Origin of the sequence: Streptomyces sp. NPDC057438, from assembly GCF_042802995.1 — a bacterium.
Lineage (GTDB): Bacteria > Actinomycetota > Actinomycetes > Streptomycetales > Streptomycetaceae > Streptomyces.
Window position 1 is genome coordinate 36479 of record NZ_JBHVDD010000009.1, and the last position, 18539, is coordinate 55017.

At 73.2% G+C, this 18539-nt stretch carries 16 protein-coding genes; 4 read left to right on the forward strand and 12 right to left on the reverse strand.

Features of this window, described 5'->3' with window-relative positions:
* Positions 1 to 365 precede the first annotated feature (365 nt).
* From ACFU5F_RS08020 to ACFU5F_RS08050, 7 genes are all read right to left on the reverse strand, one after another.
* Positions 366 to 1205 (reverse strand): SGNH/GDSL hydrolase family protein, encoded by an 840-nt coding sequence (locus tag ACFU5F_RS08020; RefSeq protein ID WP_383883589.1) that lies wholly within the window; start codon positions 1203 to 1205, stop codon positions 366 to 368.
* A 64-nt stretch (positions 1206 to 1269) separates the two neighbouring features.
* Positions 1270 to 2286 carry a hemolysin family protein gene (locus tag ACFU5F_RS08025; RefSeq protein ID WP_383883591.1) on the reverse strand — a complete coding sequence of 339 codons (1017 nt, stop codon included), beginning with the start codon at positions 2284 to 2286 and terminating at the stop codon, positions 1270 to 1272.
* Entirely contained in the window at positions 2283 to 3620 is a 1338-nt protein-coding gene (locus ACFU5F_RS08030; RefSeq protein WP_383883594.1) for a hemolysin family protein, read from the reverse strand. The genes ACFU5F_RS08025 and ACFU5F_RS08030 overlap by 4 nt, the downstream gene beginning before the upstream one ends.
* Positions 3621 to 3823: 203 nt before the next feature.
* The gene (locus ACFU5F_RS08035; RefSeq protein ID WP_383883597.1) at positions 3824 to 4249 is read right to left on the reverse strand and encodes a GNAT family N-acetyltransferase; all 426 of its coding nucleotides are present in this window, start codon (positions 4247 to 4249) and stop codon (positions 3824 to 3826) included.
* A gap of 387 nt (positions 4250 to 4636) precedes the next feature.
* Positions 4637 to 5518: an LLM class F420-dependent oxidoreductase gene (locus ACFU5F_RS08040; protein ID WP_383883600.1), complete on the reverse strand. Its 882-nt coding sequence runs from the start codon at positions 5516 to 5518 to the stop codon at positions 4637 to 4639.
* Positions 5519 to 5633: 115 nt separating this feature from the next.
* Complete coding sequence (locus ACFU5F_RS08045; RefSeq protein ID WP_383883602.1) at positions 5634 to 8204, reverse strand: FtsX-like permease family protein; 2571 nt, start codon at positions 8202 to 8204, stop codon at positions 5634 to 5636.
* 4 nt (positions 8205 to 8208) lie between these two features.
* Positions 8209 to 9144 (reverse strand): ABC transporter ATP-binding protein, encoded by a 936-nt coding sequence (locus ACFU5F_RS08050; RefSeq protein ID WP_383883605.1) that lies wholly within the window; start codon positions 9142 to 9144, stop codon positions 8209 to 8211.
* Positions 9145 to 9360: 216 nt separating this feature from the next.
* Between ACFU5F_RS08050 and ACFU5F_RS08055 the strand changes: the two genes are divergently transcribed.
* A complete protein-coding gene (locus ACFU5F_RS08055) occupies positions 9361 to 9600 on the forward strand; it encodes a toxin-antitoxin system HicB family antitoxin (protein ID WP_013005232.1) in 240 nt (79 codons plus the stop codon).
* A gap of 4 nt (positions 9601 to 9604) precedes the next feature.
* On the forward strand, positions 9605 to 9979 hold the full coding sequence (locus ACFU5F_RS08060) for a fic family toxin-antitoxin system, toxin component (protein ID WP_383883607.1): 375 nt from the start codon (positions 9605 to 9607) through the stop codon (positions 9977 to 9979).
* On the opposite strand, the gene ACFU5F_RS08065 is transcribed toward ACFU5F_RS08060, so the two are convergent.
* Entirely contained in the window at positions 9948 to 10634 is a 687-nt protein-coding gene (locus ACFU5F_RS08065) for a class I SAM-dependent methyltransferase (protein WP_383883610.1), read from the reverse strand. The two genes, ACFU5F_RS08060 and ACFU5F_RS08065, sit on opposite strands and share 32 nt — an antisense overlap.
* 193 nt (positions 10635 to 10827) lie before the next feature.
* A complete protein-coding gene (locus tag ACFU5F_RS08070) occupies positions 10828 to 11514 on the reverse strand; it encodes an esterase/lipase family protein (RefSeq protein WP_383883615.1) in 687 nt (228 codons plus the stop codon).
* 109 nt (positions 11515 to 11623) lie between these two features.
* On the opposite strand from ACFU5F_RS08070, the gene ACFU5F_RS08075 reads away from it, so the two are divergent.
* Positions 11624 to 13837 carry a LuxR C-terminal-related transcriptional regulator gene (locus tag ACFU5F_RS08075; protein WP_383883618.1) on the forward strand — a complete coding sequence of 738 codons (2214 nt, stop codon included), beginning with the start codon at positions 11624 to 11626 and terminating at the stop codon, positions 13835 to 13837.
* Positions 13838 to 13918: 81 nt separating this feature from the next.
* On the opposite strand, the gene bioD is transcribed toward ACFU5F_RS08075, so the two are convergent.
* The 3 genes from bioD to bioB are packed head-to-tail and all read right to left on the reverse strand — an operon-like array spanning position 13919 to position 17167.
* Positions 13919 to 14638: a dethiobiotin synthase gene (bioD, locus tag ACFU5F_RS08080; protein WP_383883621.1), complete on the reverse strand. Its 720-nt coding sequence runs from the start codon at positions 14636 to 14638 to the stop codon at positions 13919 to 13921.
* 14 nt (positions 14639 to 14652) lie between these two features.
* The gene (locus ACFU5F_RS08085; protein WP_383883623.1) at positions 14653 to 15942 is read right to left on the reverse strand and encodes an adenosylmethionine--8-amino-7-oxononanoate transaminase; all 1290 of its coding nucleotides are present in this window, start codon (positions 15940 to 15942) and stop codon (positions 14653 to 14655) included.
* The gene (bioB, locus tag ACFU5F_RS08090) at positions 15935 to 17167 is read right to left on the reverse strand and encodes a biotin synthase BioB (RefSeq protein ID WP_383883626.1); all 1233 of its coding nucleotides are present in this window, start codon (positions 17165 to 17167) and stop codon (positions 15935 to 15937) included. Before bioB ends, ACFU5F_RS08085 begins: the two co-directional genes overlap by 8 nt.
* A 198-nt stretch (positions 17168 to 17365) precedes the next feature.
* Here bioB and ACFU5F_RS08095 point away from each other — a divergent pair, with 198 nt between their 5' ends.
* Positions 17366 to 18496 carry an 8-amino-7-oxononanoate synthase gene (locus tag ACFU5F_RS08095; protein WP_383883629.1) on the forward strand — a complete coding sequence of 377 codons (1131 nt, stop codon included), beginning with the start codon at positions 17366 to 17368 and terminating at the stop codon, positions 18494 to 18496.
* Positions 18497 to 18539 lie beyond the last annotated feature (43 nt).

The following is an 18539-nucleotide window of genomic DNA, read 5'->3' on the forward strand; positions in this document are numbered from 1 at the left end:
AAGACGTGCAATTCCGCCCGGGGGTCACACCGCGCAGGAGCTCATCGACATCCGATCATCGCTGATCCTGTACCAACTGCCGCCGTCCACACGTGAGTTCGCTCCGGCCGGAGGTGCGTGGCCGCACCTGAGGGGATCGCCGACGGAGTTCACCGGGATCGGCCGCGCCCTCGGCGTCGTCGGCCCTGCAAGGGATCCGCAGCGGGTGCACCTGGTCGAGGAGGACGCCCTCGCGCGTCAGGGCGAAAGCCGGCGCCAGGGATGGCGGCGCGCGTGTACCGGAGGATCTTCCTCCGGTACAAGTCTGAGCTCACCCGTGACGTCCCGCAACAACGACCGCGGGCGAGGTGGGGGAAGGCTCCTGGTCAGGGCCCCACCTGGCGCCAGCCCGTCACCGGGCCGGGGGCCGTGTGGTCCGCGGGGGTGACCCAGAACGCCTGGCCCAGCTCAGCGCTGAAATGGGCGCCCGACCGGCCGTCCCCCGAGGAGCGGCCCGTGAGGCGGCGGGCGATCCACGGCAGCAGGTACTGCCGGGTGAACCGGGCGTGGGCCACCTGGCGGGAGGCCCAGCCGGGCGGGGGCGTCAGGGGGATCGGCGTCCGCCACTCCGGGTCCTCGGCCTCGTAGCCGAGCGTCTGCCAGACCGCCTCGGCGACCCGGCGGTGTCCGTCGGGCGTCAGGTGCAGCCGGTCCACGTCCCACATGCGCGGGTCGGTGAGCGACGGGGCGCCATACAGGTCCACGACGAGGGCGTCGTGGCGGGCGGCCAGCTCGTCGACGCAGGCGAACAGTTCCTCCATGCGCGGCCGGAACCGCTGCTGGACGGGGCCCTGGCGGCCCGGGCTGCGCATCAGGACGAGCTGCTTGCAGGAGGGGGCCAGACGCTCCACGGCCTCCTCCAGCAGGCCCCGCACCCGGCCCATGTCGCACTTGGGCCGGAGCGTGTCGTTGAGGCCGCCGACCAGGGTGATCACGTCCGCCTCCATGGCGGCCGCGACCTCCACCTGCTCGGCGACGATCTGGCTGATCAGCTTTCCGCGCACCGCGAGGTTGGCGTACCGGAAGCCGGGCGTCCGCGCGGCCATGCGGCCGGCGAGGAGGTCCGCCCAGCCCCGGTACGAACCGTCGGGGAGGAGGTCGGACATCCCCTCGGTGAAGGAGTCGCCGACCGCGACAAGGCTGGAGTACGTGGGATTCGTCTGCATGGCGCCAACGATGGTAACGCCTTCACATACCCGGCGGTCGGTCCGCTCTCTCCACCGACGAACCTCACACGGCCGGCTGCCCGAACAGCTCCCGCAGCACGTCCTCCATGGTCACGATCCCCGCGAGCCGCCCGTCCGCGCCCAGGACGGCCGCCAGATGCGTCCGGCTGCGGCGCATCGCGCTGAGCACGTCGTCCAGCGGGGTCGTCTCGCGGACCCGGGCGATGGACCGCATGTCCCGCACGGAGAACGGCACGTCGCGCGGGGCCGCGTCGAGCGCGTCCTTCACATGGAGGTAGCCCACGATCCGGCGCCCCTCGTCGACCACGGGGAAACGGGAGAACCCGGACTCGGCCGACAGCCGCTCCAGCTCCTCCGGGGTGACCCCCATGCCCGCGTAGACGACCCGCTCCAGCGGGAGCACGACGTCACGCACCGGCCGCCGGCCCAGTTCCAGCGCGTCGCGCAGCCGCTCCTGCGCGCGGTCGTCGATCAGTCCCGCCTCGCTGGAGTCCCGGACGAGCCGGGCGAGTTCGGTGTCCGAGAAGGTCGCCGCGACCTCGTCCTTCGTCTCGATCCGCATGAGCTTGAGCAGGGCGTTCGCGAAGGCGTTGACCGTGAAGATCACAGGGCGCAGCGCCCGCGAGAGCGTCACCAGCGGCGGGCCGAGCAGCAGGGCGCTGCGCACCGGCTCGGCCAGGGCGATGTTCTTCGGGACCATCTCGCCGAGCAGCATGTGCAGGTACGTGGCGAGCGTCAGGGCGATCACGAACGAGACCACGTGGCCCGCGCCCTCCGGCACGCCCGCCGCGTGGAACAGCGGCTCCAGCAGGTGCGCGATCGCGGGCTCCGCGACCACGCCGAGGACCAGGGTGCACAGGGTGATGCCGAGCTGCGCGGCCGCCATCAGCGCGGACACGTGCCGCAGACCCCACAGCACGCTGCGCGCCCGCCGGTCGCCCTGTTCGGCGTAGGGCTCGATCTGGCTGCGGCGCACCGAGATCAGGGCGAACTCGGCGCCCACGAAGAACGCGTTGACGACCAGCGTCGCGAAACCGATCAGCAGTTGGACGGCGGTCATCGAGTCTCCTCCTCGTGCTCCTCGGCGGACGGGACCGGCGCGTGCAGCAGCACGCGCGCGGCCCGGCGCCCGGCGGCGTCCACCACGTCGAGCCGCCAGTCGGCGACCTCCACGCTGTCGCCGACGGCCGGGATACGGCCCAGCTCGGTGGCGACGAGTCCGGCGAGCGTCTCGTACGGTCCGTCCGGCGCGCGCAGGCCCACCCGGGCCAGCTGGTCGGTGCGGGCCGAGCCGTCGGCGGAGTACAGCTCGCGGCCGTGCTCGTCGGTGCCGACGGGGGCCAGATCCGGCGTCTCGTGCGGGTCGTGCTCGTCCCGCACCTCGCCGACGACCTCCTCGACGATGTCCTCCAGGGTGACCACGCCGGCCGTCCCGCCGTACTCGTCGATGACGACGGCCATCGTGCGTTTGCCCGAGAGCCGGTCCAGCACCCGGTCCACGGTGAGGGACTCGGGGACGAGCAAGGGCTCGCGCAGCAGCTCCGCGACGGAGGTGTGCAGTCGGCGCGCGGCGGGCACGGCGAGGACGTCCTTGATGTGCGCGGTGCCGACGACCGAGTCGAGGCTGCCGCGGTAGACGGGGAAGCGGGACAGACCGGTGGCCCGGGTCGCGTTCGCCACGTCCTCGCAGGTCGCCTGGGCGTCCAGCGCGATGACCTGGACACGCGGGGTCATCACGTTCTCCGCGGTGAGATCGGCGAGGTTCAGCGTCCGTACGAACAGCTCGGCGGTGTCCGGCTCCAGGGCGCCCTCCTTGGCCGAGTGCCGGGCGAGGGCGGCCAGCTCCTGGGGACCCCGCGCGGAGGCCAGCTCCTCGGCGGGCTCGATGCCGAGGAGCCGTACGAGACGGTTGGCGGTGTTGTTGAGGTGGGTGATGAACGGGCGGAACGCGGAGCTGAACCAGCGCTGCGGGTTCGCCACCTTCTTCGCCACCGGCAGCGGTGCGGAGATCGCCCAGTTCTTGGGCACCAGCTCGCCGACGACCATCAGCACGACGGTCGACAGGGCCGTGCCGATCACCAGCGCCACCGAGCTCGACGCGGAGGCGGGTATGCCGGCCGCCTCCAGCGGGCCCGCGATCAGCTTCGCGATGGACGGCTCGGCGAGCATGCCGACGACCAGGTTGGTGACGGTGATGCCGAGCTGGGCGCCGGAGAGCTGGAAGGTCAGATGCCGTACGGCCTTGAGGGCGCCGGCGGCACCCCGCTCGCCGCGCTCCACGGCCCGTTCCAGCCGGGCGCGGTCGACCGTGGTCAGCGAGAACTCGGCGGCGACGAAGGCACCACAGATCAGCGAGAGCAGCACCGCCACCAGAAGGAGGAGTACTTCGGTCATCGGGTCACCTCCGTCCCATGATCGGGCAGGGGGGGGAGGATCGCGCGACGTCGTGCACCGGCTCGGGTGCGGGAGGCACCGGGCCGTGTACTGGGAGGCTCGCCCATGGGCGGACGCTCACAACCTTTCCGTAGAGGTTGACGGGTCCCCTCATGGTAAAGGACCGGCAAAGTGCCTCCCGTCGCCTCGGTGCGGGCTGGGCCTCAGCCCCCGAGCGGCTTCACCCATCGCCGCCATTTCTCCTCGGGCGCGTACCCGGCGGCCCGCCACGCATGCTGGGCGGACTCGTTGCGGACGAGCACCATCGCGTCGCCGCGTCGCCCGCCGAGCCGGACGAACCGCTCCTCCGCCGCGGCGAGCAGAGCAGAGCCGATGCCCTTGCGCCGTCGCTCCGGGTGCACCGCGAGCCGGTACAGATGGCACCGCCAGCCGTCGAACCCGGCGATGACCGTGCCCACGAGATCCCCGTCCAGCTCGGCCAGGATCAGTGCCTCGGGGTCGCGGGCCACCAGCCGCTCGACGCCTTCACGGTCGTCGCTGATGCTCGTGCCCTCGGCGGCCGCCTTCCAGAAGGCGAGGACGGCGTCGAGGTCGTCGGGCGTCGCGGCCCGTATGCGCAGGTCGGTCATGACGCGATCCCATCACGGGGGCCGGAGGGCGGTTCGGAATTCCAGAATCCGGACGCGGCCGCGCGGCGGTGTCCCGGGACGGGTGCGGTCGGGCTCCGTGTCCCGCCCGGTTTCCGAGCCGGCTCGGCACTCCGGGACCGCCCGCGTTCCGGTACCCGCGAGCGCCTCGGGTCCCTGCGCGCGATTCGCTGCCGCGGCGACGGCCCGGAGCCGATACGGCCGACGCAGGACACGACGGCGACGTTCGCGGCCGCCCTGATACTCCCTGCCCGCGCTCCGGGCACCCGGGCAGGGGAGCGGCTCCGGCCGCCTCCGTGTTCGCGCCGGTTCCGCACCGGCTCGGCGTTCACCCGGAGCGCGCTCCTCGCCCCCAGCCTCGTGTCCCCCTCACCTGCCGTGCAGCGCCTCGACGACCTTCGCGAAGGTCTCCATGTTGGGTTCCAGGACGGTCAGATAGGAGAAGCCGTACCGCTCCCGCTGTGCCAGGACCTGGTCGACGATCTCCTGGAGGGTTCCCACGAGGACCAGCGGGAGCTGGAGCGCCTGCTCCTCGGTCAGGTTCGGGAGGTGGTCGAGCCAGGGCTGGACGGCGGCGGCGCGGTCCTCGGTGACCTCGACGATCTGGATCAGCAGGTTCAGCTCGGCGGGTTCCTTGCGCCCGGCGGCGAACTCCTGGTACCGGCCGACCCGTTCGTCGAGTTCCCCGGCGGTGAGCGGTTCCAGCTTGCCGTTCGCCATCGTCCGGGCACCGGTGAACGCCGCGATGTCCGCGTGCTCGGCGGTGATCCGCAGCATGCGGTCGCCGTTGGCCCCGATGAGCAGCGGCACCCGGGGGCGCTGCACCGGCCGTGGCTCGTGCTCCCCGGAGCCGAGCAGCACGTCCAACTCCTGCACCATGTGCAGCAGATGATCGACCCGCCCGCCCGCCGAACCCCACGGCAGGCCCGCCTTCTCGTGCTCGGCCGGGACGTAGCCGGTGCCGAGTCCCAGCTCCAGACGCCCTCCGGTCAGCGCGTCCGTGGTGGCGACCTCGCGCGCCAGCAGCGCCGGGTTCCAGAACCCCGCGTTCAGCACGAACGTGCCGAGCCGCGGCCGTTCGGTGGCCTCCGCCGCCGCGACCAGGGACGGGAACGGGGCCGGCATGCCCAGATGGTCCGGGACCAGGATCACGTCGTAGCCGAGCTGTTCGGCGCGGCGGCACTTCGCGCGCCACTCCCCGGCCGACGTGGGGCTGAGTAAGTTGACTCCGAAACGGAACGGGCGCGGCATGAACTCTCCTCACCTTTACAGGACTTGAGCGGGCACGCCGGTGAGTACACCACCGGCGTGCGCATGCCGCCAGCACATGCGCACGCATGCGCGCGGTCACTCTCGGCGGGCGCTGTCACTCGTGTGCGATCGCCGCCAGGACGTTCATCCGGGACGCGCGCAGCGCGGGCAGCAGGGCCGCCACGACGCCGACCACCGCCGAGCCGATCACCACGGCCACGACCGTGCCCCACGGGATCTCCAGCGCCTTCATGCCCTGCAGCGCCAGCACCTGCTGGGCGCACACCCCCCAGACGAGACCCAGTACGAGCCCGAGGACGGCCCCGAAGACCGCGATCACCACCGACTCCAGCCGGATCATCCGCCGCAGCTGCCGCCGGCCCAGCCCGATCGCGCGCAGCAGCCCGATCTCCCGGGTGCGTTCGACCACCGACAGGGCGAGGGTGTTGACCACCCCGAGGACCGCGATGACGATCGCCAGCCCGAGCAGCGCGTAGACCAGATAGAGGAGCACGGCGATCTGGCCGCGGACCAGATCCTTGTAGTCGGCCTGGTCGCGGACCTGGACCTGCGGGTAGGCGTCCAGCGTCCGCTCCAGGTTCCCCCGCAGCTCGTCGGTGCCGGTGCCCGACCCGGCGTTGACGTACAGCGCGGAGTCCTGCCCGTCGGGCACGTACGTCTCGATGGTGGCCATCCCGAAGTACAGCCCGCCCTGGGTCCCGAACCCGTCGGCGGTGTCCTGGTCGGTGAGCGCGGCCACCCTCAGCTCGGTGTTCCTCCCGGCCGGGAACCGGACGGGGATCGTGCTGCCCACCCGTACGTCGTGGTCCCGCGCGAACTCCGCGTCCATGGCGAGGGCGCCGTCGGCGAGCGCGGCACCGCTGTCCCCCTCGGCGTAGGTGACGTTCGCGATCTCGTCCAGCCGCGCGTCGTAGGCCGCGGCGGTCGTCTCGACGCGCTCGCCGTCCGGCAGCCGTACCGCGACGGGCGTGAACCGCTGCCGTACGACGAGGCCGACGCCGTCGGTGGCGCGGACCTTGTCGGTGACCTCCTGCGGGAACGGCAGGAAGTTCTGGTTCTGGATGACGAAGTCGGCGCCGAGGGTGTTGTCGATCTCGTCGTCGAAGGACCTGGCCATCGACGCGCTCGCCACGGACATGCCGACGACGAGGGCGATGCCGACCATCAGCGCGGAGGCGGTGGCCCCGGTGCGGCGCGGGTTGCGCAGGGCGTTGCGCTGGCTCATCCGGCCGACGGAGCCGAACAGCGCCGGGAAGGCGCCACCGAGGACCTGGATCACCGGTCGTACGAGCAGTGGTCCGGCGATGACGGTCGCGACGAGCGTGAGGACCAGGCCGAGACCGAGCAGGGACGCGGCGGAGCCCGTGTCGGACGACATCGCGCACCCGGCGAGCGCGGCGGCACCGGCCGCTCCGACGATCCCGCCGGCCACCGCGCGCACCTTCAGCGGCCGCCCGATCCCGGCGATCTCGGCGTCGGAGAGGGCCGCCATCGGCGAGACGGCCGAGGCCCGCCGCGCCGGCAGGTAGGCGGCGACGAAGGTGACGCCGAGCCCGACGACGTACGCCGCGATCGGTGTCCCCACACCGATCACCATCTCGGTCGACCTCAGGTTCATCCCGAAGGCGCCCATCAGCTCGATCAGCCCGAAGGCCAGCCCGATGCCGGCGGCGAGGCCGAGCGTCGACCCGACGAGGCCGAGGAGCGCGGCCTCGGTGAGCACCGAGCGCCGCACCTGGCGCCGGTCGGCGCCCAGTGCGCGCAACAGGCCCAGTTCGCGGGTGCGCTGCGCGATGAGCATCGAGAAGGTGTTCACGATGAGGAAGACCCCGACGAGTGTCGCGATCCCCGCGAAGCCGAGCATCACGTACTTGATCACGTCGAGGAATCCGCCGAGCGAGGCGGCCGACGACTCGGCCCGTTCGTCGGCGGTCAGGTACTCGTAGGCCGTCGGCCCCAGCTCGTCGGCGATCCGCCGCTTGAGCCGGTCGTCGCTCACCCCCGGCTCGGCGGTCACGGAGACGCCTGTGGCGGCGTCGGGGTCGCCCAGCAGCCGGGTCTGGGCCGTTCGGGTGTCGAGGTAGACGAGGGCGGCGCCGGGGTTGGTGGTGGTGAAGGTGGCGATGCCGACGACCCGCACCTCGAAGGAGCCCGGCCGGGCGAGCACCGTCAGGGTGTCACCGATCTCCACGCCCTTGTTCTTCGCGGTGTCCGCGTCGAGCAGGGCCTGGCCGGAGCCTCGTGGCGCGTGCCCGCTGGTGAGCTTCACCGGGCTGCGGTCGGTGGGGTGCCAGTTCCTGGCGACGGTGGGGGCGCCCGTGGTCGGTCCCACCGACTCCTTGTCGCTGTCGACGACCGTGACGTTGTCGACGGACGCGTCGATCCGGGCGTCCGCCACGCCGTCGATCCCCGCGATCCGCCGCGCGAGCGAGGCGGGCACGGTCTCGACGGCCCCGGTCGGCAGCTGACCCGTCAGCTCGTCGTCCTTCGGCCCCACGGTCACATCGGCCGAGGTGGAGGCGAACAGTCGGTCGAAGGTGCGGGCGACCGTGTCCGAGAAGATCAGGCTGCCCGCGACGAACGCCACGGACAGGACGACCGCCAGCGCCGAGAGCAGCAGCCGTCCCTTGTGCGCGAGGAAACTCCGCAGGGTCGCCTTCAGCACGGCCTCAGTCGTCCTTGCCGAAGTCGACGGGCCCGGAGACGGACCCGGAGACGGACCCAGCGGCTGTCCCGTCGGCGGACCCATCGGTGGACCCATCGGCGGGTCCGTCGGTGGTCCCGTCCCCGGCGGGTCCGTCTCCGGGTCCGTCCCCTGTGGTGGCCCGCGGCTTGGCCCCGGAGAAGAGGCGCATGCGCTCCAGGACCGCTTCGGCCGTGGGACGCTCCATCCGGTCCACGATCCGTCCGTCGGCGAGGTAGAGCACCAGGTCGGAGTGGGCGGCGGCGCCGGGGTCATGGGTGACCATGACGACCGTCTGGCCCAGCCGGTCGACCGCCTCGCGCAGGAAGCCGAGCACTTCGAGCCCGGCGCGGGAGTCGAGGTTGCCGGTCGGCTCGTCGGCGAAGATCAGCTCGGGCCGGGAGGCGAGCGCGCGGGCGCAGGCGACGCGCTGTTGCTGCCCGCCGGAGAGCTGCGAGGGCCGGTGCCCCAGCCGGTCGCGCAGCCCGAGTGTGTCGATGACCCGGTCGAGCCACTGCCGGTCGGGCTTGCGGCCCGCGATGTCCATGGGCAGCGTGATGTTCTCGGCGGCGTTCAGCGTGGGGATCAGGTTGAAGGACTGGAACATGAAGCCGATCCGGTCCCGGCGCAGCCGCGTCAGTTCGCGGTCCCTGAGCCCGGTGATCTCGGTGTCCCCGAGCCACACCTGCCCGGCCGATACGGTGTCGAGCCCGGCCAGGCAGTGCATCAATGTGGACTTCCCCGAGCCCGAGGGGCCCATCACGGCGGTGAAACGGCCGCGTGCGATGTCCACGTCGACCGAGTCGAGGGCGAGCACCGCGGTCTCGCCCGAGCCGTACGCCTTCGTCAGGCCCCGGGCGCGGGCGGCGACGGCGTCGGCTTCCGCGCGGCCGAGGGAGTGCTCAGCGGCAACAATGGACAAAACGGCCTCCAGGCTCGAACCAGTTCGAATTCCGGGCGCTTCCGGCCGAGCCTAGTGTGATTCGGGGCACAGCAGGAATCCCCCCGAAGTCCGAGGCGGCCTCCGCCGCAGGTCGGGTCCCCGATGTCTATGTAAGGGGCACGCAAGGGGACCCTAGGGGTGGTGCGCGGTGAAGGCGCCCTTGCTCTGCTAGCGCTCCGGCGCTAGCGTCGAGTCATGGCCAAGACTCAGCTGAACGTCCGGGTGGACGAGGACACGGCCCGGGCCGCCCGTGAACGAGCCCTGGAGCGCGGGATGAGTGTGAACCGGTACATCGAGGAACTGGTCCGGCAGGACACCGGGGAGGCGGGCCACACCTTCGTCGAGTCCGCCGCCGACTTCATGAAGCAGTACGAGGCGGTCTTCGCCGAGGAGTTCGGCGCCGATCCCGAAGGCCGGCGCGAGGGACGTCACTGATCCCTTGAGCCAGCTCAGAATCGACCTCGCCTGGCTCCTCATGGTCGCCGAACGGAAGACGCCCGGAGATCCACAGGTCTCCGACTGGGGCGCACTCGTCGCGGCCGTCGCCCGGCACGAGGCCGAGATCTTCGACGTCCCCGTCTACGACACCCCCCACGCCCGGGCCGCCGCCCTCCTCCAGGTCCTCATGCACGTCCCGGCGCTGGAGCGCTCCAACGCGCTGTTCGCCTCCGCCGTCGCCTACGGCTACCTCGTGGCCAGCGGCGTCAAGGTCGTCACCTCCGCCGAACAGGTGCGTGAACTCGCCCGACTGGTCAAGAACGGCGAGGCCACCGTGCAGGACATCACCCGGGAGCTGCGCCAGTGGAGTCTGTGACGCCGGGCCGCCGCGCCCGTCCCAGCACGCAGTAGGAGCTGGGCAGCCGCGGCCCCTGCTCGGGCACCAGGACCTCCCGGACCGCCCCGGTCTCGAACCCGGCGGCCCGGATCACGGCGAGCGGGTCGCGGGACACATGGCAGCCGCCGAACAGCAGGGGCCACACCGTGCCGTCCAGCGCCCGCTGCGCCGTCCGCATCGCCCGTCCGCCGCCCCGGCCGTGCTCGAAGAACCGCAGCTCACCGCCGGGGCGCAGCACCCGCCGCACCTCGCTCAGGGAGCGCCGTACGTCCCGCACGCTGCACAGCACCAGCGACACCACGGCCGCGTCGAACGCCTCGCTCTTGACCGGCAGCGCCTCCGCCGCGCCCGGCACCACGTCCACCGGCACGTCGGCGCGCAGGGCGGCCTCCAGGGCCAACCGCCGCAGGGAGTGCTCCGGTTCGATCGCCACCACCTCCGAGACCGCGTCCGGGTAGCGCGCGAAGTTGAGGCCGTTCCCGGCGCCGATCTCGATGACCCGGCCCGACAGCCCCGCCAGCAACTCGTCGCGCAGGGGACCGATCCTCGGCTCCGCCGACACGCTCAGCCGGGCGTAGAACCGGGCGAAGAGGGGGTGGTGCACGGCGTCCGTCGTCGCGCGGGCACGGGCCATGAGGACCTCCCGAAGAGAACGGCAGATACCGCGATTCTCCCCCCGGAAGCACCGCCTCACCCGTCGCGGCCGGGACGGACGGCCGAGGACGGTCGCGAAGGGCGGCGGAAACGGTTCACCCGCCGCGTGCCCCTGGGGAGGAGGCCACGCGACGGGCACGGGTGTACACGGCACGAGGTGCCGCCGCCGGGGGTCAGGCGATGAAGGCCCGGACCTGGTTGTAGATGCCTTTGTCGTTGTTCATGTCGTTGTGCGAGACACAGCCGACCTCGACGTTCGTCGCGCCGCTGAGGATCGCGGAGGTGTCCGGGGTGAGCGCGTCGTCGCAGTTCGACCAGTAGCTGGCGTACGACACGCTGCCGGGCGTCTCGTCACCGGAGTTCAGCGCGGTGAGGAACGAGCTGCCGGTGTACATCTCGCCGCAGGACGTGTAGAGCCACCGGCACCAACCGGCGACCGTCGTCCCGTGGTTCACACCGGCCGTGGAGACGAAGTCGTCCACGTACGCCGTCCCGCCGAGGTTCTTGAGGTAGTACCGGGAGCTGAGCGCGCCCATCGAGTGCACGACCACGTCGACCTTGGCGGCGCCCGTCGCGGCCCGCACGCTCTCGATCTTGGTCTTGAGCTGCGCGGCCGTCGTGACGTTGGACTGACCCCAGTCGTAGGACCAGGAGTACAGCTCCGAAGACGTGTAGCCGTCGGCCTTGAAGTACGCGACCCAGTCGTCCCAGCTGCTGGACGAACTGCTCAGCCCGTGCACGAAGACCACGGGGTTGCGGGTCGCGGCCTGAGCGGAGGTCGCGGAGAAGGAGAGCGACAGAAGGAGCGTGGTGGTCACGGTCGCGAGGGCCGTGGCGATATGGCGCATGCGGCGCTGCATGGTGCCTCCTGGAACGGGTGGGGTTCGTCTGGAGTGTCAGCGGGGTCTACGCGCGCCGCATCGGCGAAATCGCCGGTCTTTACTGGTCGATTAACTCGCAAGTAACGTGATGAGCGTGGTGACCCCGGTGAACCCCCCACAACTTCCGCATCGCTCGCCACCGCCCCCCTCGCGCACGTGGCCGAGCCCGGACACAGCGTCGGCCGCCGCGCCCACGCTGTCCGAAGGCGTGCGCGTACGCCTGCTGCACGCCGCCCACGGCGACCCGCGCGCGGCCGCGGAACTCGCCGCCGCCCTGACCCCGCGTCAGCTCACAGGACTCGACCCGCTCCCCGCCGAACCGCTGGCGCTGGCCCCCGCCCTGCTGCGCGGCCACCGGCGCGACGTACGGGCCCTGCCCGACGACACCCGCTTCCTGCTGCTCCTCGCCGCCGCCGATCAGTACCCGGTCCCCACGCACGCCTACGCGCGGGCCGTCACCGCGGCCCGGCTCGACACCCGCCCCCTGGACACGGCGGAGGCGGCCGGTCTCGCCCACGCCACGACCCACGGCATCGTCTTCCAGGACGCCTGGACCCGCGTCGCCGTGTACGAGTCCGCGTCCATGGCCGACCGGCGCGAGGCCCACCGTCTCCTCGCCGCCGTCCTCAGCGGCGAGGGCGAGCGCCCAGGCCGCTCCTGGCACCGGGCCGCCGCCGCGCTCGGCCCCAGCCGCCGCCTCGCCGCCGAACTCCGCCTGGCGGCACGGGTGGCACGTGCCATCGGCGACCCCGCGCTCGCCTCCGCCCTCGCCGAACGCGCCGCCGGACTCACCCCCGAACCCGCCGAACGCACGCCCCTGCTGGCCCAGGCCGCCGCCGAGGCCTGGCGGTCGGGCGACGGCGACCGTGCCCGCCGCCTCGTCGCCGCCACGGACGACGACGCCCTCGCGGGACTGCTCGCCCTGCGCGCCGGAAACGCGGCCGAGGCCTTCGACGCCCTGCTCACCGCCACCGTCCGGCAGGTCGGCGACGGCACCCCGGACAGGGCCGCCCACCTGCTGGCACGAGCAACCGAGGCCGCCATCTACACCGGGGACCTGCGCCGCTGCCGGGAGGCCGCCGCCGTCGCCGACGGCCTCGGCATCGTGCCGCCCAGCACCCTCGGCGCACTCGCCGCCGCGTTCGAGGGCCGTTACGAGGACGCCCGGGACGTACTCGAAGCCGCCGCCGGGCGCTGCGGTCCCGGTGGCGACCCCACCCAGCTCATCCACTCCGGGATCGCCGCCCTCCTGCTCGGCGACCACACCCGCGCCTACACCGCCACCGCCCGCGCCGCCGCCTCCGCACGGGCCAGGGGCGAGACGGTGACCGTGCCGCAGGCCATGGAGTTCCGGGCCTACGCGGAGTTCTGGACCGGGCGCCCGAGGGCCGCCGAGGCCGCCGCCGTGGACGCCCTGCGTCAGGCGTACGCCACCGGGCAGGACAACGGCGCCTGTCATCTCCAGGCCGCTCTCGCGATGTTCGCGGCCGTCACCGGCGACGAGCAGGTGTGCCGGGAGCGCGCCGAGTCCGCCCGCGCGTATGCCCTGGAACGCGGACTCGGACTGCCCGCCGCGCTCGCCATGTTCGCCCTCGCCTTCCTCGACCTGAGCACCGGCCGGTACGCCGCCTCGGCGGCCCGCCTGCGCGCGCTGGCCGGCTTCGGCCCCGGGCACGGGCACCGGGCCGTCCGGCATCTGGCCACACCGCACTACGTCGAGGCGGCCGTCCGCACCGGCGACACCCGGGTGGCCCGCGCCGCGCACGCCGACTACGACCGCTGGGCCCGCACCGTCCGCAGCGCCGACGACCTCGCCCTCAGCGCCCGCTGCCGGGCACTGCTCGCCACCGGGGAGGAGGCCGTCGAGCACTACCGCGCGGCGCTCGACCTGCACGCCTCCGGCACCCGCGACTTCGAACGCGCCCGCACGGAACTGCTGTTCGGCAGCGCCCTGCGGCGGCTGCGCAACCGCACCGAGGCCCGGGACCGGCTGCACAGCGCCCTGGAGGCCTTCGACCACTTCGGCTCCCCGCACTGCGCGTCCCAGGCCCGCGCCGAACTCCGGGCCCTCGGGGAGCGTGCGGCCGCGGTGCCGGCCGCGGAGGCTCTGGCGTCCCGCCTCACCGCCCAGCAGTTGATGATCGCTCGCATGGCGGCGGAGGGTGCGACGAACCGGGAGATCGCCGCACGGCTGCTCCTGAGCCCGCGCACGATCGACCACCATCTGCGGGGGGTGTTCTCCCGGCTGGGGATCCGGTCGAGGATCGAACTGGTGCGGCTGCTGGGGGAGACGGAGACGTGAGGCCGTGGCGCGCCCCTCCAGGGGCACGGGGAACCGCGCGGTCAGCCACGACGAACGCGCGGCCGACCCGCCCCAGGTCCCCTACGGCGCGGCTTCGGCGGCACTGAAGGAAACGGCGTCCCACACTCCGGAGAGCGCCGGCGCCAGCCAGCCCCCGGCCCTCGCCCGGAAATCGCCGGGAGCCAGCGCCCCCGCCCCCGCGGGCACCGCACCCAGCAACGGCACCCCCGCCACCACCGGCAGGTCCGCCACATTGCAACGGGACGCCAGATCGGGCGCCGAGGGCCAGCTGCCGATGACGACACCCGCCAGCTCCACCTCACGCACGGCGAGTTCGCGGGCCGTCAGCTCGGTCGTGTTGAGCGTGCCCAACCCCGCCGAGGCGACCAGCAGCACCGGCGCGCCGAGCAGCCGGGCCGTGTCCGCCAGGGTCCCGCCCGCCTCGTCGAAGCGGACGAGGAGGCCGCCCGCGCCCTCGACCAGGACCAGATCGTGGTCGACCGCCAGTTTGGCCGCCGCCCCGGCGACGTCCTCGGGGTGCACCGCCGGGAGACCGGCGCGCCTGGCCGCGGTCGCCGGCGCCAACGGCTCGGGATAGCGGGCGAGTTCGCGGACCGTCACGGCGCCCGCGAGCCGGGCCACCTCGTCCGCGTCCCCGCGCTCGTCCGGACGTACGCCGGTCTGCGCGGGCTTGAGGACGGCCACGGACCGGCCGGACGCCAGGGCCACCGCCGCGACGGCCGCCGTGGTGACCGTCTTGCCGACCTCCGTGCCCGTCCCCGTGACCACCAGGACCGTCATGTCGTTCCCTTCCGTCATCCCGCTGTCGCCGCCGCGCACACCGCGCGCGCGATCCGCGCCACGTCCTCGTCGCCGGTGACGTAGGGGGGCATCGTGTAGACGAGGTCGCGGAACGGCCGCAGCCACACGCCCTCGCCCACCGCGGCGGCCGTGGCGGCCACCATGTCCACCGCGTGGTCGAGCTGTACGACCCCGATGGCGCCGAGCACCCGGACGTCCCTGACCCCCGGCAGCTCACGCGCGGGCGCCAGTCCGTCCCGCAGTCCGGTCTCGATCCGCTTGACCTCGGCGAGCCAGTCCTGGCCGAGCAGCAGCTCGATCGAGGCGCAGGCGACGGCCGCGGCCAGCGGGTTGCCCATGAAGGTGGGGCCGTGCGCCAGCACCGGCACCTCGCCCCGCGAGATCCCGTCGGCCACCCGGGCGGTGCACAGCGCCGCCGCCAGGGTCAGATAACCGCCGGTCAGCGCCTTGCCGACGCACATCACATCCGGCGTCACCGCCGCGTGGTCCGCCGCGAACAGGGCGCCCGTACGGCCGAAGCCGGTCGCGATCTCGTCGAAGACCAGCAGCACGTCGTGGGCGTCGCACGCCTCCCGCAGCACCCGCAGATACGCGGGGGAGTGGAAGCGCATCCCGCCCGCCCCCTGCACCACGGGCTCCACGATCACGGCCGCCAGCTCGTCGGCGTGCCGCTCGACCGCCGAGCGCAGCGACTGCGCGTACGCCTCGTCGAACTCGACCGGCGGCGGGTCCACGAACACCTGCCGGGGCAGGACGCCCTGCCACAGCTCGTGCATCCCGCCCTCGGGGTCGCACACGGACATCGGCTGCCAGGTGTCCCCGTGGTAGCCGCCGCGCCAGGTCAGCAGGCGCCGTTTGCCGGGGCGGCCGAGCGAGCGCCAGTACTGCAGGCACATCTTGACCGCGACCTCGACGGAGACCGACCCCGAGTCGGCGAGGAACACATGCTCCAGACCGTCGGGCGACATGTCGACAAGGTGCCTCGCCAGCCGTACGGCGGGCTCATGGGTGAGCCCGCCGAACATGACGTGGCTCATCCGGCCGAGCTGCTCGCGCGCCGCCTCGTTGAGCACCGGGTGGTTGTAGCCGTGGATGGCCGACCACCAGGACGACATGCCGTCCACCAGCTCGCCGGAGCCGTCCGCGAGCTTCAGCCGGACCCCGCTCGCCGACTCCACGACGAGCGGTTCCTGCCGGCCCGGCATGGGCCCGTACGGGTGCCACACATGCCGCCGGTCGAGGTCCAGCAGCTCCGGCACGCCCAGGCCGGACGCCTCAGGCATTGGGCGCGAGGTCGGTGCCGGCGCCCCGGCGGCGAACCGCGACCAGGTCCGTCCGCGCCTCGCCGGCCGGTGCCGCGGCGGCGACGGACCCGCAGGGACCACCCTCCGCGTGCGATCCGCAGCCCGCGCCGGCGCTCTCGTGCGATCCGCAGCCGCCCCCCTCGTGCGACCCGCACCCCGCGCTCGGACCGGACCCGCACGCCCCGCCGGCGGTGACCGCCGCCCGGTGCTCCGGCAGCGTGACCTGGTCGGTGCCCTCCACCTCGAAGCCGGCGTCCGCGATCATCTCCAGGTCGGCCCGGCCGGCCTGGCCCTCGCTGGTGAGGTAGTCGCCCAGGAAGATCGAGTTGGCCAGGTGCAGCGCGAGCGGCTGCATCGTGCGCAGATGGACCTCGCGCCCGCCCGCGATCCGCACCTCGCTGTCCGGGCAGACGAACCGCACCATCGCCAGGATCCGCAGACAGCGCTGCGGGGTGAGGTTCCACTCCTTGGCGAGCGGGGTGCCCTCGAACGGGATCAGGAAGTTGACCGGCACCGAGTCCGGGTCCAGCTCACGGAGGGAGAAGACGACGTCGACCAGGTCCTCGTCGCTCTCGCCCATGCCCGCGATCAGACCCGAGCAGGCCGACAGACCCGCCGCGTGCGCCTTCTGGACCGTGTCCACCCGGTCGGCGTACGTGTGCGTCGTCGTGATCTCGCCGTACGTCGCCTCGGACGTGTTCAGGTTGTGGTTGTAGGCGTCCGCGCCCGCCTCGCGCAGGCGTTCGGCCTGTCCGTCGGAGAGCAGACCGAGGCAGGCGCACACCTCGACGCCCTCGTTCTGGTCCTTGATCGTCCTGATCGTGTCGGAGACCCGGTCCACGTCCCGGTCGGTCGGGCCGCGCCCGGACGCCACCAGACAGACCCGCTTCGCGCCCCCCGCGAGCCCGGCCGCGGCGGCCTCGGAGGCCTCGTGGGGCTTGAGCCAGGTGTACTTGAGGATGCCGGCGGTCGAGCCGAGCCGCTGGGAGCAGTAGGAACAGTCCTCGGGGCAGAGACCCGACTTGAGGTTGACGAGATAGTTCAGTTTCACCCGGCGCCCGAACCAGTGCCGGCGCACCTTCCCGGCCGCGGCCACCACGTCCAGCAGTTCGTCGTCGGAGGTGCCGAGAACGGCGAGCGCCTCGGCACGGCTCAGCGGCTCGCGCCGGAGCCCCTTGTCCACCAGCGTGTTCAGCAGGTCCATGAGAGCCGATCCTGTCCTACGGGACCGCTCCCGGCCAAGGATGGTTCGGACAACAGAGTGGGATCGACGTGTGGGTATCACCACATCGTGGGCGGCTGGTCGGCCCGTTAGTGTCTGTGCACTGCCTACAAAAGCCCCCGCCGCGCCGCCCACCACGGCACCGGCGCCGAGGGCTGCCCACACCACCCCGGAGGACTCATGGCGTTCGGCTGGATCGACGAGCAGGCCTCCGCACGCCGCCGGGCCGGGCTCGTACGCACCCTGCGCCCCCGTCCGGCCGACTCACCGCTCCTCGACCTCGCGAGCAACGACTACCTCGGTCTCGCCCGGCACCCCGAGGTCACCGAGGGCGCCGCCGAGGCCGCGCGCCGCTGGGGCGGCGGGGCCACCGGCTCCCGGCTGGTCACCGGCACCACCGAACTCCACGGCGAACTGGAACGGGAACTGGCCGACTTCTGCGGCTTCGAGGCCGCGCTCGTCTTCTCCTCCGGCTATGCCGCCAACCTCGCCGCCGTCACCGCGCTCGCCCCCCACGGCTCCCTGATCGTCTCGGACGCGGGCAACCACGCCTCCCTCATCGACGGCTGCCGACTGGCCCGAGGCACCACCCAGGTCGTCGCCCACGCCGACCCCGACGCCGTCCGCAAGGCGCTCGGCACGGCCGCCCCGAGGCCCGCCGTCGCCGTCTCCGACACGGTCTTCTCCGTGGACGGCGACGCCGCCCCGCTGGCCGGACTCGCCGCGGCCTGCCGGGAGTACGGTGCAGGGCTCGTCGTGGACGACGCGCACGGCCTCGGTGTCCTGGGCGACGGGGGCCGGGGAGCGCCGCACGCGGCGGGACTCGCGGGCGCCCCCGACGTCGTCGTGACGCTCACGCTCTCCAAGTCGCTCGGCAGCCAGGGCGGAGCCGTCCTCGGCCCGGCACCGGTCATCGACCATCTGGTCAACGCGGCCCGCACCTTCATCTTCGACACGGGGCTCGCCCCGGCCGCGACCGGCGCGGCGCTCGCCGCGCTGCGGCTGCTGCGCCGCGAGCCCGAGCGGGCCGCGCGCGCCCGTGAGGTGGCCGGGGAGCTGCACGCACGGCTGACGGCGTCGGGCCATGAAGCGGTGCGGCCCGACGCCGCCGTGGTGTCCGTACGCGCGCCGTCGCCGGATCAGGCACTGCGCTGGGCGGCGGACTGCCGGGCGGCGGGTCTCGCCGTCGGCTGTTTCCGCCCGCCGTCCGTGCCCGACGGCGTCTCACGGCTGCGGCTGACCGCCCGTGCGGATCTCACGCAGGGACAGATCGACCGGGCCGTGGGGATCATCGGCGATACGCGACCGTGAGTCGGCGTCCCGGTCGAGCGTCGCCGTAAGCGGAACCTCGCGC

What these genes read in the sequence shown, in the direction of transcription:
- ACFU5F_RS08040 (WP_383883600.1), bottom strand. Translation starts at nt 5,518, where the DNA reads ATGCCGCGCCCGTTCCGTTTCGGAGTCAACTTACTCAGCCCCACGTCG.
- ACFU5F_RS08085 (WP_383883623.1), bottom strand. Translation starts at nt 15,942, where the DNA reads ATGCCTGAGGCGTCCGGCCTGGGCGTGCCGGAGCTGCTGGACCTCGAC.
- ACFU5F_RS08020 (WP_383883589.1), bottom strand. Translation starts at nt 1,205, where the DNA reads ATGCAGACGAATCCCACGTACTCCAGCCTTGTCGCGGTCGGCGACTCC.
- ACFU5F_RS08075 (WP_383883618.1), top strand. Translation starts at nt 11,624, where the DNA reads ATGAGCGTGGTGACCCCGGTGAACCCCCCACAACTTCCGCATCGCTCG.
- ACFU5F_RS08025 (WP_383883591.1), bottom strand. Translation starts at nt 2,286, where the DNA reads ATGACCGCCGTCCAACTGCTGATCGGTTTCGCGACGCTGGTCGTCAAC.
- ACFU5F_RS08065 (WP_383883610.1), bottom strand. Translation starts at nt 10,634, where the DNA reads ATGGCCCGTGCCCGCGCGACGACGGACGCCGTGCACCACCCCCTCTTC.
- ACFU5F_RS08095 (WP_383883629.1), top strand. Translation starts at nt 17,366, where the DNA reads ATGGCGTTCGGCTGGATCGACGAGCAGGCCTCCGCACGCCGCCGGGCC.
- ACFU5F_RS08030 (WP_383883594.1), bottom strand. Translation starts at nt 3,620, where the DNA reads ATGACCGAAGTACTCCTCCTTCTGGTGGCGGTGCTGCTCTCGCTGATC.
- bioD (WP_383883621.1), bottom strand. Translation starts at nt 14,638, where the DNA reads ATGACGGTCCTGGTGGTCACGGGGACGGGCACGGAGGTCGGCAAGACG.
- ACFU5F_RS08055 (WP_013005232.1), top strand. Translation starts at nt 9,361, where the DNA reads ATGGCCAAGACTCAGCTGAACGTCCGGGTGGACGAGGACACGGCCCGG.
- bioB (WP_383883626.1), bottom strand. Translation starts at nt 17,167, where the DNA reads ATGGACCTGCTGAACACGCTGGTGGACAAGGGGCTCCGGCGCGAGCCG.
- ACFU5F_RS08035 (WP_383883597.1), bottom strand. Translation starts at nt 4,249, where the DNA reads ATGACCGACCTGCGCATACGGGCCGCGACGCCCGACGACCTCGACGCC.
- ACFU5F_RS08070 (WP_383883615.1), bottom strand. Translation starts at nt 11,514, where the DNA reads ATGCAGCGCCGCATGCGCCATATCGCCACGGCCCTCGCGACCGTGACC.